Source organism: Amaricoccus sp. B4 (genome assembly GCF_043226085.1).
Classification (GTDB): Bacteria; Pseudomonadota; Alphaproteobacteria; order Rhodobacterales; family Rhodobacteraceae; genus Amaricoccus.
In genome coordinates this window covers 3,539,285-3,553,050 of record NZ_CP171225.1, presented here as the reverse complement: position 1 = coordinate 3,553,050, position 13,766 = coordinate 3,539,285, and the positions used below count along the sequence as shown (strand labels likewise).

Here is a 13,766-nt window from a genome sequence, read left to right as displayed (position 1 = left end):
TGCATGCCCACGCCTACGCCCATCCGCGCCTCCGCGCCCTGCCCCGCCCGCCGCACCGGCGCGGCGGCCCTGCAAGCGGGGCGCAGATGATCGACCCGCTCGTCCTTGCCGCGCCGCTGGCGCTGCTGCCCAAGATCCCGGTCGGGAAATGGGCCAGCAACGTCGTTGACTGGCTGATCGGCCATGCCGTCTGGTTCTTCGACGGCCTCTCCGAAGGCGTCACCGCCCTCATCGACGCGATTCTCTGGGTGCTCCAGACCCCGCCCTCGCTGGTGGTGATCGCCGTCTTCGCCCTGCTTGCCTGGGTGATCCAGCGCTCGTGGGCGACGGTTGCCTTCGTCATCATCGGCTTTCTCTTCATCCTCAACCAGGGCTACTGGGAGGAAACGACCGAGACGCTCACCCTCGTGCTCTGCGCGGTGATCGTGTGCATGGGGGTCGGCGTGCCGATCGGCATCGCGGCGGCTCATCGCCCGCGGCTCTATGCCGCGCTCCGGCCGGTGCTCGACCTCATGCAGACCCTGCCGACCTTCGTCTACCTGATCCCGGCGATCGTGTTCTTCGGGATCGGCATGGTGCCCGGCCTCATCGCCACCGCGATCTTCGTGGTGCCCGCACCGATCCGGCTCACCCATCTCGGCATCGTCTCGACGCCGAAGGAGCTCAAGGAGGCAGGCCTCGCCTTCGGTGCGACGCCCAGCCAGCTCCTGCGCAAGGTCGAGCTCCCCTACGCCGCGCCGCAGATCATGGCGGGCCTTACCCAGACCATCATGCTCTCGCTCTCGATGGTGGTGATCGCCGCCCTCGTCGGCGCAGAGGGGCTCGGCGTGCCGGTGGTGCGTGCGCTCAACACGGTCAACACCGCGCTCGGTTTCGAGGCGGGGCTGGTGATCGTGGTGCTCGCGATCATCCTCGACCGTGTGTTCCGGCGGGAGAAGTGAGATGAAAGAGACGATGATTTCCTTCGAGAAGGTCTCGATCGTCTTCGGCAGCGAACCCGAATCGGCGCTGCCGCTGATGGATGCCGGCAAAAGCCGCGCCGAGGTGCAGGAAGCGACCGGCCAGATCCTCGGTGCGCATGACTGCTCGCTCGAGGTGGCGGAGGGCGAGATCTCGGTGCTGATGGGCCTGTCGGGCTCGGGCAAGTCCACGCTGCTGCGCGCGATCAACGGCCTCAACAAGGTGACGCGCGGCCGGATGATGGTGCGCGCGACCGATGGCAAGATGGTCGATGTCTGCACCTGCTCGCCCGCGACCCTGCGCGGCCTGCGCCGCAGCGCCGTCTCGATGGTGTTCCAGCAGTTCGGCCTCCTGCCCTGGCGCAGCGTCGTCGACAACGTCGCCCTCGGCCTCGAGCTCTCGGGCCTCGGGCGCCGGGAGCGGCTGGAGAAGGCGCAGAGCGTGCTCGAGACGGTCGGCCTCTCGGCCTGGGGCGAGAAGAAGGTCTCCGAGCTTTCGGGCGGCATGCAGCAGCGTGTGGGCCTTGCCCGCGCCTTCGCGACCGACGCGCCGATCCTGCTCATGGACGAGCCCTTCTCGGCGCTCGACCCGCTGATCCGCGCCCATCTGCAGGACGAGCTCCTGACACTGCAGGAAAAGATGCGCTGCACCATCGTTTTCGTGAGCCACGATCTCGAGGAGGCGGTGAAGCTCGGCAACACGATCACCATCATGGAAGGCGGGCGCATCGTGCAATCCGGCCGGCCGGAGGATATCGTGCTGCGCCCGGCGGACGATTATGTCACCGATTTCGTCGCCCATCTGAACCCGCTGAGCGTGCTGCGGATGGTCGATGTGATGACGCCCTGCACGGGCGAGCCTCCGGCGCGCACGCTGCCCGGCGAGACGCCGCTCCGCGAGGTGCTGCCACTCTTTGCCGAGGATCCGGCGACGGCGGTGCTGGTGACGGACGCGGGCGGCGCAGCCCTCGGCGAAGTGACCGCGGCGCGTGTCTTCGAGACGCTTGCGCCGAAGGTTGCGGGCGGCACGGGCGGCGCCTGATCCGCCCGGCGGCGGCCTCCTCCGAGCCTTCCCCCCTTGACGCGCGGCGGAGGCTCGGCTAACAGGCCGCTTCCAGATTTCGGGCGCCCTCGCGAGTGCGGCGCCGGTTATGAGTCGTGAACCTGGCCGGGGCCCGGCCCAGAGCAAGGAATGAAATCATGTCGCGCCGTTGCGAACTGACTGGCAAGAGCGTGATGGTTGGCAACAATGTCAGCCACGCGCACAACAAGACCAAGCGCCGGTTTCTGCCGAACCTCAACACCGTGTCGCTGACCAGCGAAACGCTCGGCCAGACCGTGAGCTTCCGCATTTCCGCGGCTGCGCTGCGCACCGTCGATCACCGGGGCGGGCTCGACGCCTTCCTCGCGAAGGCAAACGACGCCGAACTTTCGCCCCGCGCGCTGAAGGTCAAGCGCGACATCGCGAAGGCACAGGCCGCCGCCTGATCCGGCGCAACCGCCGTCTTCAAGGCCGGGCCCCCGGGATGCGGGGCGCGGCCTTTTCGCATGTACGGTTGTTTTTCGAGGGCCCTGCCTGCACGGTGGTCCTGCCTGTCCGGCGTACGGCGGCTGGGAATCGCCTCCGGCTTGCCCTATTGCGCGGGGCATGGAAGCCTTTGGGGGAAAGGACGCCTGCGCCCATGCACCGCCTGAGAATCGCCGCGCTCGCCGTTCTTCTTGGCATCGCCCTGCTGCCCGGCGCCCGGGCCGGGGAGGCCGCGCCGCTTGCCGGGCGCGATGGCATCCGCATCGAGGACGCCTACGCCCGCGCCGCGGGGGCTGCCGCCCGCAGCGGCGCCGTCTACCTGACGCTCGCCAACACCGGCACGGCGGAGGACACCCTCCTCGCGGTCACGGGCGATGCGGCGGCGCGGATCGAGATCCACAGCACGGTGGTCGAGGATGGGATCGCCCGGATGCAGCCGCATGCGGACGGGCTTCCCCTGCCGGCAGGCGCGCGTGTGAGCCTCGCGCCGGGAGGGCTTCACATCATGCTCCTCGGCCTCACCCGGCCGCTTGCCGAAGGGGACACGGTCGGTCTTACCTTCGTCTTCGAACGTGCCGGTGCGATCCCGGCGGCGGTGCCCGTCGATCTCGCGCGCGGCATGCCCGGCGGGCAGCACACGCATTGAGTGCACGCGGGCGTGAAGTCCTGCCCCTTCTCCCCGCCGCAATACAAGCGTAAAATGGAATATGACCCATCAGCGTGCCCGCTCGGGGCATGTGATCGAAAGGTAAATCCGATGAAAAAGCTTTCATTTGTCGCAGTTTCCCTGGCGGCGCTTTGCGCCGTGACCTCCGCCGCCGCCGGCGTTGCCTTCCCGCGCGCCGACGCCAATGGCGACGGCTATGTCACCTATGACGAGGCAAAGCGCGTGTTTCCCGGCATGCAGGAAGTCACCTTCCTCAAGGCCGACTGGAACGGCGACGGCAAGATCAGCGCCCAGGAATACCCGTCGCTCGAGGCGCTCTATCGCAACACCAGATCGATGGGCCACTGAGCCTCACCCGCGCGCGCTTTCCCGCCGGACGGGGTTGCCGCCCCGCCGAAAAGCGGCCATAACCCGCCGCCTGAGGACAGACGGGTGTGCCATGACGCAAGCTTCGGCCAATCTCAACATCATGATCAAGGCCGCCCGGAAGGCCGGGCGGAGCCTCGTCCGGGATTTCGGTGAGGTGGAACAGCTCCAGGTCTCGCGCAAGGGGCCGGGAGACTTCGTGAGTCGCGCCGATATGCGTGCCGAGGAGATGATCCGCACTGACCTCACCGAGGCGCGGCCGAACTACGGCTGGCTCGGCGAGGAGAGCGACGAGGTGAAGGGCGCCGACCCGACGCGGCGCTGGATCGTCGATCCGCTCGACGGAACCACCAACTTCCTGCACGGCCTGCCGCACTGGGCGGTCTCGATCGCGCTCGAGCACAAGGGCGAGATCGTTGCGGGCGTGGTCTATGACCCGGCGAAGGACGAGATGTTCGTGGCCGAGAAGGGCGCGGGCGCCTGGATGAACGACCGCCGCATCCGCGTCTCGGCGCGGCGTGACACCTACGAGATGATCTTCGCCACCGGCGTTCCCTTCGGCGGCAGCCCGAACCTGCCCGCGACGTTGAAGGATCTCGCCAACCTCACCCCGCGCACCGCCGGCATCCGGCGCTGGGGCGCGGCGGCGCTCGATCTCGCCTATGTCGCGGCCGGCCGCTACGACGGCTACTGGGAGCGCGGCCTCAACCCCTGGGACATCGCGGCGGGGCTGCTGCTCGTCCGCGAGGCCGGCGGTTTCACCGGCCCGATCCAGGAAGGCGCCAGCATCTTCGAGAGCCGCGGCTGCGTCGCCGCCAACACGCACGCCTTCGAGACCCTGACCTCCATCGTGCGCGCCTCCTGAGGCTCGCCGCCGCGCCTCAGGCCAGCTCGGCGCGGAGGCGCGCGGGGCCGGCGGCCAGCGCCCCCTCCGCCCGGTCGAACCGGAGATAGGCCAGCCCCGCGCCGCCCGTGCTCGAATAGAGGCGGCCGGCAACGCGCTCGCCTGCGAGGATCTCGGTGCCCGGTGCGGGCGCCTCGCCCTCGATCTCCACCCGCACGAGCCCCTTGCGGAGCTCGGTCTTGTGCTTCATCCGCGCCGTGACCTCCTGGCCGACATAGCAGCCCTTGCGGAAATCGACGCCGTTGAGCCGCGCAAAGCCCATCTCGAGGATGTAGCTCTCGTCCGGCACGAGCTCGATACCGGTCTCGGGCACGCAGGCCGCAATCCGCGCCGCGAGCAGCGCCGCGGGATCGAGCGGCGCGAGGTCCGCGAGATAGGCCTGCGGGTCCGCGACCCAGGCCCGCCAGCCGAGCGCGGCGCTGCGCGGATCGATGACGGCGCCCGAGGGCGGCTCGCCCTGCCCCAGCACCACGGCGAGATCGCTCGGCGCAACGGTCACCCTGGCGCGCAGCTTGTAGAGCGTGAGCCGTTGCAAAAGCGGTTGAGCCCGGTCGGCCTTCACGTCGATGAGAAATCCTGCGCCGCGCCGGATGACGAAGAAATCGAAGAGATATTTTCCCTGCGGCGAGAGAAGGGCTGCGTAGACGCACGCGCCCTCGGCCAGACCCTCGACATTGTTGGTGACGAGATTCTGCAGGAAATGCCCGGCGTCCTCGCCGCTCACTTCCAGCACCGCCCGATCCGTCGCCTGCAGTCCCGCCGTCATCGCAAATCCTCCTGTCTCCAGAGACAGATAAGCCCCGGAGCGGCGGACCGAAAGGGATCAGGCGCCGGAAAACTGCAAGGCAAAGAGATCGGCGTAGAGCCCGCCGCGGTCCAGCAGCTCCTGGTGCCGGCCCATCTCGACGACGCGGCCGCGATCCATCACCACGATGAGGTCCGAATCCATCACCGTCGCGAGCCGGTGCGCGATCACCAGCGTGGTCCGGCCCTCGGCAAGACGGGCGAGCGCCTTCTGGATCTGGGCCTCGGATTCGGCATCCAGCGCCGAGGTCGCCTCGTCGAGGAGCAGGATCGGCGCGTTGCGCACCATGGCCCGGGCGATGGAGAGCCGCTGGCGCTCGCCGCCCGAGAAGGCCTGTTCGGTCGGCCGGACCATGGTGTCGTAGCCCTGCGGCAGCGCACGGATGAAACCGTCGGCGGCGGCGGCACGGGCCGCCTCCTCGATCTCCGCGCGCGTCGCGCCCTTGCGGCCGAACCCGATATTGTCGGCGACCGAGCCCGAGAGCAGCACCGAATCCTGGCTCACCACCGCGATCTGGTCGCGGAGCGAGGCGAGCGTCATGTCGCGGATGTCGATCCCGTCGATGGAGATCGTGCCTGCGGTCGGGTCGTATAGCCGTGGCAGCAGGTTGAAGACGGTGGATTTCCCGGCCCCCGAGCGGCCGACGAAGGCGGTCTTGCGGCCCTGCGGAATGGTGAGCGAGACATTCTCGAGGGCAACATGGCCGTCGGGATAGGCGAAGGAAACATCCTCGAAATGGATCACGCCATGGACCCGGCCGACCTCGCGCGCGCCGTCGACGATGGTGTTCTCGGCGTCGAAGAGCATGTAGATCCGATCGAGCGCCGCGCGCCCCTGCATCAGCGTCGCATAGGAGCCGCCGATGCGCCGCGCCGGCCCCGAGAGCACGCCGAAGCCGGTCAGCAGCCCGGTGAAATCGGCGATCGAGATCGTGCCCGCCGTGATCCGCTTCGCGACCACGAAGAGCAGCACGGCGATCGCGATCCCCATCAGCACCTCCATCAGCGGCGCCATGCGCGCCCGCCAGATGTATTGCTTGACGCTGAGCCCGAGCAGCCTGTCGAAGACCCCTTCGGCGCTGCGCGCGAGCGGCTCCTCGAGGCTGTAGGTCCGCGCCATGCGGATGCTCGAGAGCCCCTCCGTCACCTCCGAGGTCATGTGGCTGATCTCGGCCTGGGTGCGCTTCGCGAGCTTGCGAAGCCGCCGCCCGATCACGTTGACCGGCACCAGCGCAACCGAGAAGATGAGCAGGATCATGAGCGTGAGCGACCAGTCGATGGTGAGCATCACGCCGATCGAGACGATGATCGTGAGGATGTTGGTGAGCCCGCCGACATAGCCCCGGACCGCGCCGCCGACGACCGAGATGTCGGAGGAGAACCGCGCCGCGAGCCCCGCGGGCGCCTCGCTCTGGAGCCGCGCGAGATCGGCGCCGACGAGCTGGGAGAACATGCGCTTGCGCAGGTCCGTCTCCATGTGCGTGACCACGATGTTGGAGATCGTCTCCTTGTAATACTGCCCCACCGCGCTCAGCGAGGTGAGCCCAAGCACGGTCAGCGGCCCCCACCAGATCACTGCCGGATCGGTGCGCTCTAGCGCCGCCATCACGAGCTGGATGACCTTCGAGTAGGCGCCGGTCGTCGCCGAGACCAGAACGGTCATCAGGATCGCGAGCGAAAGTGTCCAGCGATAGGGCCAGAGCCAGTCGCGCCACAGGCGCACATAGGGTGAGAAGCCCGAAGCTTCCGACATCACGTTCCCCCGCCCCAGCTCACCGGGTCCCTCCCGCCTTGTGTCCGACCGGGCTCCGGACTAGCACGGTGGCGCGCGCGCAACCAAGCGGATTTGCCTTTTCTCCCGCATTTGCGCGCAGTTGATGTCTTTCGTGTCTCTCGGGGAGCATCCGTCCCATGCGCCTGTCCTATGGCCGCGACCTCATCGCCATTCCCGGCCCCTCGATCGTTCCCGACCGCGTGCTGCGGGCGATGCATCGGTCCTCGCCCAACATCTACGGGGGAGAGCTGATCGCGCTCAGCGATACCGTCTACCGCGATCTCGCCGCCCTGGCCCGCACCACCGGCGATCCGGTGATCTATCTCGGCAACGGCCATGCCGCCTGGGAGGCGGCGGTCGCCAACACACTCCGTCCCGGTGACCGGGCGCTCGTGCTCGCGACCGGCGTCTTCGGCCGCGGCTGGGCCGAGATGGCCCGGCGGCTCGGTGTCGAGGTGGAGCTGCTCGACTTCGGTTTCCGCGCCACTGCCGATCCTGCGCGCCTCGCCGAACGGCTCGCCGCCGACCGGGAGCATACAATCCGCGCCGTGCTGACCGTGCAGACCGACACCGCGTCTTCGGTCTCGAACGACATTCCCGCCCTGCGCCAGGCAATAGACGCGGCGGGTCACCCGGCACTCTTCCTCGTCGATTGCATCGCCTCGCTCGGGTGCGAGCGCTTCGAGATGGACGCCTGGGGCGCGGATGTGACGGTCGCTGCCTGCCAGAAGGGGCTGATGCTGCCGCCCGGCATCGCTTTCAACGTCGTGGGCCCCCGCGCCTGGCGCAAGCGGGTGCCCTGCCCCAGCCTCTACTGGGACTGGGCGCCGCGGATCGAGCCGGAGCTCTTCTACCAGCGCTTTGCGGGCACGCCGCCGACGCATCACCTTTATGGTCTGCGCGAGGCGCTCGACATGCTGGCCGAAGAGGGTCTCGAGAACACCTGGGCGCGCCACGAGCGGCTGGCCCGCGCCATCTGGGCGGCGGTGGAAACCTGGGGGGCGCCGTCGGGGGCGGGCTGCGACCGTGCGCTGGCGCTCAACATCGCCGAGCCGGCGCGCCGGAGCCGGGCGGTGACGACGATCCGCACGGCACCGGGCGATGCGATCCGGCTCCGCGCCTGGTGCGAGGAAGCCGCAGGCCTCACGCTCGGCATCGGCATCGCCGCGCCCGACGAGGATGGCGGCAGCCTCTTCCGCATCGGCCACATGGGCCATCTCAATCCGCCGATGGTGCTCGGCGCGCTCGCGACCATCGAGGCGGGCCTCTCCGCCCTCGGCATCCCCCATGGCCCGGGTGGGATCGCCGCCGCCGCCGAGGTGGTCGCGCAGGAGATTTGAGCGTGGGCAGCGCACCACCACCCCGCGAAAAATTGATGGAATGATCGCGCAGGAGCGCCTAGTTTGCCGCGTGGATACAGGCGGCAACGCCATTCCGAACTTGGAGAAAGAACGAATGAAAAAGGCTATCATACTGTTGGGGCTCGCGACTTTTGTCACCGCAGCCTGCACCACCGACCCGCAGACCCAGCGCCAGCTCGAATGCGGCGCGGGTGTGGTCGGCGGCGCGGCCGTCGGCGGAATCCTCGGCAACCAGCTCGGCAAGGGCACGGGCCAGGATATCGCAACGGCAGTCGGCGCGGGCGCCGGAGCGGCCGCAGGCACCCGCCTGCCCTCCTGCCAGTAAGGCACGTTCGGACCAAGGCCCTCTCAGATTGAACCGCAGTCTGAAGAGGGATCCTGGTCTGTTCAGGCACGTGGAGCGACATCCCGGGTGCGGACTGTTTCAGCCCGAACCCCTGGCGCTCTGAAGGACGGCGGCGGGAGGCCTCGCAGGCCCCGCCCCGTCCGCCGCTTGCCCGGCCGCGGAGCCGATCGGTGGCGGGGCATCCGTTTCGGCCTCGGTGACGGGACATCCCGCGCGCCGTGCGACCTTGTCCCAAAGCTCCCAGCTCACCTCCTCCACCATGCAGGAACTGCCGCGGCTGTAATGGCGCGTCTCGGCTGCGAGACGGGCGAACCCGCGGCGTACAGCGGCGAAATGCCGAGCAGCGCCTCCCCCGCGATGCGGGGGAAAGACGTATCCGACTGCACTGACCCCGCCCTTGCTGCCCGGCGGCAAGCCTCGGCTCTCCTGCGAACGGCGCCGTCAGACCGAGCGTCCCTTCAAGCATGTCGGGATGCCCCGGATTGACGGCGGTGGATCAACCGGCGGCAGTGCGTCGGGCCCTGGCGCAGGAACGGAAAACCCGCCGGTCGGGAACCGGCGGGTTTCAGGGGATCACCGTAAAGAGCCGCCGTCAGGCCTGCGGCTGGCGGAAGACCCTCCGGATCGCGACATAGAAGAGCGGCACGAAGAGAATGCCGAGCACGGTCGCCGAGAGCGTCCCTCCGAGCACGCCCGAGCCGATCGCGTTGCGCCCGCCCGAGCCCGCGCCGGTCGAGAGCACCAGCGGCAGGACCCCGAGCGAGAACGCCATCGAGGTCATCAGGATCGGACGGAACCGCTGCCGCGCGGCATGGACCACCGCCTCGAGCAGCGGCTGGCCCTCCTGCTGCCGCTCGCGGGCGAATTCGACGATCAGGATCGCATTCTTGCCCGTGAGCCCGATCACCGTGAGCAGGCCCACCTGGAAGAAGACGCCGTTGTCGAAGCCGCCGAGCCAGGCGCCGATCAGCGCACCCAGAACCCCGATCGGCATCGCCAGCATGACCGCGAACGGGATCGCCCAGCTTTCATAGAGCGCGGCGAGGCAGAGGAAGACCGCCGCGAGCGAAAGCGCATAGAGCATCGGCGCCTGGTTGCCCGACTGGCGTTCCTCGAGCGAGAGCCCGGTCCAGGCGATGTCGAAGCCCGGCGGAAGCTGCCCGGCCAGACGCTCCATCTCGGCCATCGCCTGCCCGGTGGTGACGCCGGGCGCGGGCGAGCCCTGGATCTGCATCGCCGGGATGCCGTTGTAGCGCGTGAGGCCCTGCGGCCCGAAGCGCCAGTTGCCTTGCGAGAAGTTCGAGAACGGCACCAGCTCGCCCGAGTCGTTGCGCACCCGCCACTTCTCGATATCGGACGGCACGGCGCGGGAATCCGCATCGCCCTGGACATAGACGCGCTTGATCCGGCCCCGGTCGATGAAGTCATTCACATAGCGCCCGGCCCAGGCGGTGGAGAGCAGGTTGCCGACATCCACCGCCGTCACGCCCATGGCGCCGGCCGCGCGCCAGTCGATGTCGATGTTGAACTGTGCGGCGTCCTCGAGGCCGTTGGGGCGTGCCGAGGAGATCAGCGGGCTCTCCGCCGCCATGCCAAGCAGCATGTTGCGCGCCTCCAGAAGCTGCTCGTGCGTCTGACCGTTGCGCGCCTGAAGGTAGAAGTCGAAACCCGACACGTTGCCGAGCTCGATCACCGAGGGCGGCACGATCGGGAAGACCATGGCGTCGCGGATGCCCATCATCGCCGGGAAGGCCCGGCCCGCGATCGCCTGCGCGCTCTGATCGGGTCGCGTGCGCTCGTCCCAGTCCTTCAGCCGGACGAAGGCGATGCCCATGTTCTGGCCCTGGCCCGCGAAGCTGAAGCCGACGACGCCGAACATCGATGAGACGTTCTCGGATTCCTTCTCGATGAAGTAGTTCTCGACCTGCTTCACCACGTCGAGCGTCCGGTCGGCGGTGGCGCCGGTCGGGGCCTGGATCAGGGTGAAGATGATGCCCTGGTCCTCGTCGGGCAGAAAGCCCGTCGGCGTGCGCACGAACATGATGCCCATGACAACGGCCAGCGCGACGTAGACGAGGCCGGTCCGCAGCGGCCTCCGCACGATCCAGCCGACACTGCGGCCGTAGCCGTTCTGCGTGCGCTCGAACCCCTTGTTGAACCAGCCGAACGGCCCGCGCTTCGCGTGTTGGGCGTCGCGGCTGCGCAGGATTGTCGCACAGAGCGCGGGCGTGAGCGTGAGCGCCACCACGACGGAGAGGGCCATCGCCGAAACGATGGTGATCGAGAACTGCTGGTAGATCACACCGGTGGACCCGCCGAAGAACGCCATCGGCACGAAGACGGCCGAGAGCACCAGGGCGATACCGATGAGCGCACTGGTGATCTGCCCCATCGACTTGCGCGTCGCCTCGACCGGCCCGAGCCCTTCCTCCTCCATGATGCGCTCGACGTTCTCCACAACGACGATGGCATCATCGACGAGCAGGCCGATGGCGAGCACCATGGCGAGCATGGTGAGCGTGTTGATCGAGAACCCCGCGACGGCGAGGATCCCGAACGTGCCGAGCAGCACCACAGGCACCGCAAGCGTCGGGATGAGCGTCGCTCGGATATTCTGCAGGAACAGGAACATCACCAGGAAGACGAGCACGATCGCTTCGAAGAGGGTCTTTACCACCTCCTCGATCGAGATCGTGACGAAGGGCGTGGTATCGTAGGGGATGGTGTAGACCACGCCTTCGGGGAAGAAGCGCGAGAATTCCTCGACACGTGCTTTCACACGCTCGGCGGTATCGAGCGCATTGGCGCCCGAGGCGAGCCGGATCGCGAGACCGGCCGCCGGCTGACGCATGTAGCGCGAGATGGTGTTGTAATTCTCCGCCCCGATCTCGACGCGGGCGACATCCTTGAGCAACACGAGACCGCCGTCGGTCTCGGCGCGGAGCACGATCTGTTCGAAATCCTCCGGCGTCGAGAGCAGCGACTGCGCGGTGATCGTCGCGTTGAGCATCTGCCCCTCAAGGGTCGGCCGCTCGCCAAACGCGCCCGCCGAGATCTGGGCGTTCTCCGCCGACACGGCGTTCACCACATCCGAGGGCGTGAGCTCGAAGGCCGCGAGCTTGGAAGGATCGAGCCAGATCCGCATCGCATATTGCGCGCCGAAGACCTGGACTTCGCCGACGCCCTCGATGCGGCTGAAATCGTCCACCATCGTGGAGTTGAGGTAGTCCGAAAGGTCCACCTGCTCCATCCGCCCGTCCTCGGAGATGAGCGCGATGACCATGAGGAAGCTCGCGGTGGATTTCTTCACCGTGATCCCCTGGCGCTGCACCGTCTCGGGCAGGAGCGCGGTCGCCTGAGAGACCTTGTTCTGCACTTGGACCTGCGCGATGTCAGGGTCCGTCCCGGTCTCGAAGGTGAGCGTGAGCTGCGACCCGCCCTGCGAGGTCGAGTTCGAATCCATGTAGCGCAACCCGTCGAGCCCGGTCATCTGCTGTTCGATGACCTGGGTGACGGTATTGGCCACCGTCTCGGCCGAAGCGCCGGGATAGGAGGCGCTCACGGTCACGGAGGGCGGCGCGATCTGCGGGTATTGTGAAATGGGCAGGCTGAGGATCGAGAGCAGCCCGACCCCCATGATGATGATCGAGATCACCCAGGCAAAAACCGGCCTGTCGATGAAGAAGCGTGCCATGATCGGCCCTCCGGAAGTGGCAGGTCAGTCTTGCGGATCAGTTCTGGGCCGCATCTGGTGCGGCCCCTTCAGCGGGCGCAGCGTCGGCCGCTTCGGCACGTTCCTCGGGCACGACGGTCGCTCCCGGGGCTGTCTTCTGGAGCCCCGCGACGATCACCCGGTCGCCGTCGGCCAGCCCGTCGCTCACGATCCAGTCGGTGCCGTGGTCGCGCACGATGGTCAGTTCGCGCGACTCGACGACATTGTCGGCGTTCACCACCATCGCGATCGGGCGGCCGCGGTTGTCCCGGCTCACCCCTTCCTGCGGCACCAGGATCACATTCTGGAGCAGCCCTTGCGGCATCTCGACCTGGACATACATCCCCGGCAGCAGCAGCCCCTCGGGATTGGGAAACTCGAGGCGCAAAAGCACCACGCCGGTCAGTTCGTCGACATGCGGTTCCGCCGCAGTCAGCTCGCCCGTCTGTTCATAGCCCTCGCCGTCGGCGAGCGTCAGCGCAACGGTCCGGTCCGCGCCGCCCAGCTCCAGGTCAGTATGACCTCGGCGCCAGCGAATCAGCTCGGCGGCAGACTGTGTCACGTCGACATAGACCGGATCGAGCGCGCGGATGACCGCCAGCGGTTCGGCCTGGCCGGCGGTGACGAGCGCGCCCTGGGTGGTGAGCGAACGGCCGACCTTGCCGGTGAGCTGCGCGCGGATGGTGGTCCGGTCGAGATCGATCCGGGACGAAAGGAGTTGCGCCTCCGCAACCTTGAGCCCGGCTGCCGCCGCGTCACGAGCCGCGGTCGCGGAATCGACGTCCTGCTCGCTCACGACCTTGCGCCGGAGCAGGGTCTCCATGCGCGTCGCCTCCTTCTCGGCGGCCCGCAGCGTCGCCTGGGACTGAGCGACGGAGGCCTCGGCGGACGCGACCTGAGCCTCGTAGGTGGCCGAATCAATGCGGTAGAGCGCGTCGCCCATACTGACGTCACCGCCTTCGGCGAAGAGACGCTCGTTAATGATACCACTGACCTGCGGCCGCACTTCCGCCACGCCCGAGGCCACCACGCGGCCTGGAAGCGTCGAGGTCAGTGTCACGTCCTGGCTGTGGAGCGTCACCACGGTCACCGGCATCGGTGGCGGCGCCTCGCCCCCTGACTGCTGGGCCAGTGCCGGGCGAATCCCGGCGCAGCTGAGGGCAATGGCCAGGGTAAGGCTCACGAGAGACGCTGCGCGCGCAGGCACCATGGGGTGTCTCCAGGACTGGGGGCCAGGATCCGGCTGGCACATGCCGACCGGACCGGCTACAAAACAAAACCGATTGGTTTTATAATGCGGGGCAGCAAAGTTGCGCAAGGGTTTTACCACCCCGGAAACAGACAA

Annotated in this window: 12 protein-coding genes; 8 read left to right on the top strand and 4 right to left on the bottom strand. The window is 68.1% G+C overall.

From position 1 onward, the window contains the following. Nucleotides 1–86: 86 nt before the first annotated feature. From choW to ACF66B_RS17055, 6 genes are all read left to right on the top strand, one after another. Nucleotides 87–941 (top strand): choline ABC transporter permease subunit, encoded by an 855-nt coding sequence (gene choW, locus ACF66B_RS17080; RefSeq protein ID WP_111429991.1) that lies wholly within the window; start codon nucleotides 87–89, stop codon nucleotides 939–941. A gap of 1 nt (nucleotide 942) precedes the next feature. Further along, the gene (gene choV, locus ACF66B_RS17075; RefSeq protein WP_111429783.1) at nucleotides 943–2,001 is read left to right on the top strand and encodes a choline ABC transporter ATP-binding protein; all 1,059 of its coding nucleotides are present in this window, start codon (nucleotides 943–945) and stop codon (nucleotides 1,999–2,001) included. Between the two features lie 158 nt (nucleotides 2,002–2,159). Next, nucleotides 2,160–2,447 carry a 50S ribosomal protein L28 gene (rpmB, locus tag ACF66B_RS17070; protein WP_111429784.1) on the top strand — a complete coding sequence of 96 codons (288 nt, stop codon included), beginning with the start codon at nucleotides 2,160–2,162 and terminating at the stop codon, nucleotides 2,445–2,447. Between the two features lie 194 nt (nucleotides 2,448–2,641). Beyond that, nucleotides 2,642–3,133 carry a copper chaperone PCu(A)C gene (locus ACF66B_RS17065; RefSeq protein ID WP_162683262.1) on the top strand — a complete coding sequence of 164 codons (492 nt, stop codon included), beginning with the start codon at nucleotides 2,642–2,644 and terminating at the stop codon, nucleotides 3,131–3,133. 111 nt (nucleotides 3,134–3,244) lie between these two features. Further along, entirely contained in the window at nucleotides 3,245–3,502 is a 258-nt protein-coding gene (locus ACF66B_RS17060; protein WP_162683263.1) for an EF-hand domain-containing protein, read from the top strand. A 91-nt stretch (nucleotides 3,503–3,593) separates the two neighbouring features. Further along, nucleotides 3,594–4,385: an inositol monophosphatase family protein gene (locus ACF66B_RS17055; RefSeq protein WP_111429787.1), complete on the top strand. Its 792-nt coding sequence runs from the start codon at nucleotides 3,594–3,596 to the stop codon at nucleotides 4,383–4,385. 16 nt (nucleotides 4,386–4,401) lie between these two features. Here the strand turns inward: ACF66B_RS17055 and ACF66B_RS17050 are convergent, their stop codons facing one another. Both ACF66B_RS17050 and ACF66B_RS17045 read right to left on the bottom strand, forming a co-directional pair. Then, complete coding sequence (locus ACF66B_RS17050) at nucleotides 4,402–5,190, bottom strand: folate-binding protein YgfZ (RefSeq protein WP_111429788.1); 789 nt, start codon at nucleotides 5,188–5,190, stop codon at nucleotides 4,402–4,404. A 57-nt stretch (nucleotides 5,191–5,247) separates the two neighbouring features. Further along, complete coding sequence (locus ACF66B_RS17045; protein WP_111429789.1) at nucleotides 5,248–6,981, bottom strand: ABC transporter ATP-binding protein; 1,734 nt, start codon at nucleotides 6,979–6,981, stop codon at nucleotides 5,248–5,250. Nucleotides 6,982–7,139: 158 nt separating this feature from the next. Between ACF66B_RS17045 and ACF66B_RS17040 the strand changes: the two genes are divergently transcribed. Together ACF66B_RS17040 and ACF66B_RS17035 are read left to right on the top strand one after the other, a co-directional pair. Next, nucleotides 7,140–8,342, top strand: a complete 1,203-nt coding sequence (locus ACF66B_RS17040) for an aminotransferase class V-fold PLP-dependent enzyme (RefSeq protein ID WP_111429790.1) — start codon at nucleotides 7,140–7,142, stop codon at nucleotides 8,340–8,342. A 115-nt stretch (nucleotides 8,343–8,457) separates the two neighbouring features. Then, the gene (locus ACF66B_RS17035; RefSeq protein ID WP_111429791.1) at nucleotides 8,458–8,688 is read left to right on the top strand and encodes a glycine zipper 2TM domain-containing protein; all 231 of its coding nucleotides are present in this window, start codon (nucleotides 8,458–8,460) and stop codon (nucleotides 8,686–8,688) included. 613 nt (nucleotides 8,689–9,301) lie between these two features. On the opposite strand, the gene ACF66B_RS17030 is transcribed toward ACF66B_RS17035, so the two are convergent. Beyond that, nucleotides 9,302–12,403, bottom strand: a complete 3,102-nt coding sequence (locus ACF66B_RS17030) for an efflux RND transporter permease subunit (protein ID WP_111429792.1) — start codon at nucleotides 12,401–12,403, stop codon at nucleotides 9,302–9,304. A gap of 37 nt (nucleotides 12,404–12,440) precedes the next feature. Beyond that, on the bottom strand, nucleotides 12,441–13,631 hold the full coding sequence (locus ACF66B_RS17025; RefSeq protein WP_111429793.1) for an efflux RND transporter periplasmic adaptor subunit: 1,191 nt from the start codon (nucleotides 13,629–13,631) through the stop codon (nucleotides 12,441–12,443). Nucleotides 13,632–13,766: the final 135 nt, after the last annotated feature.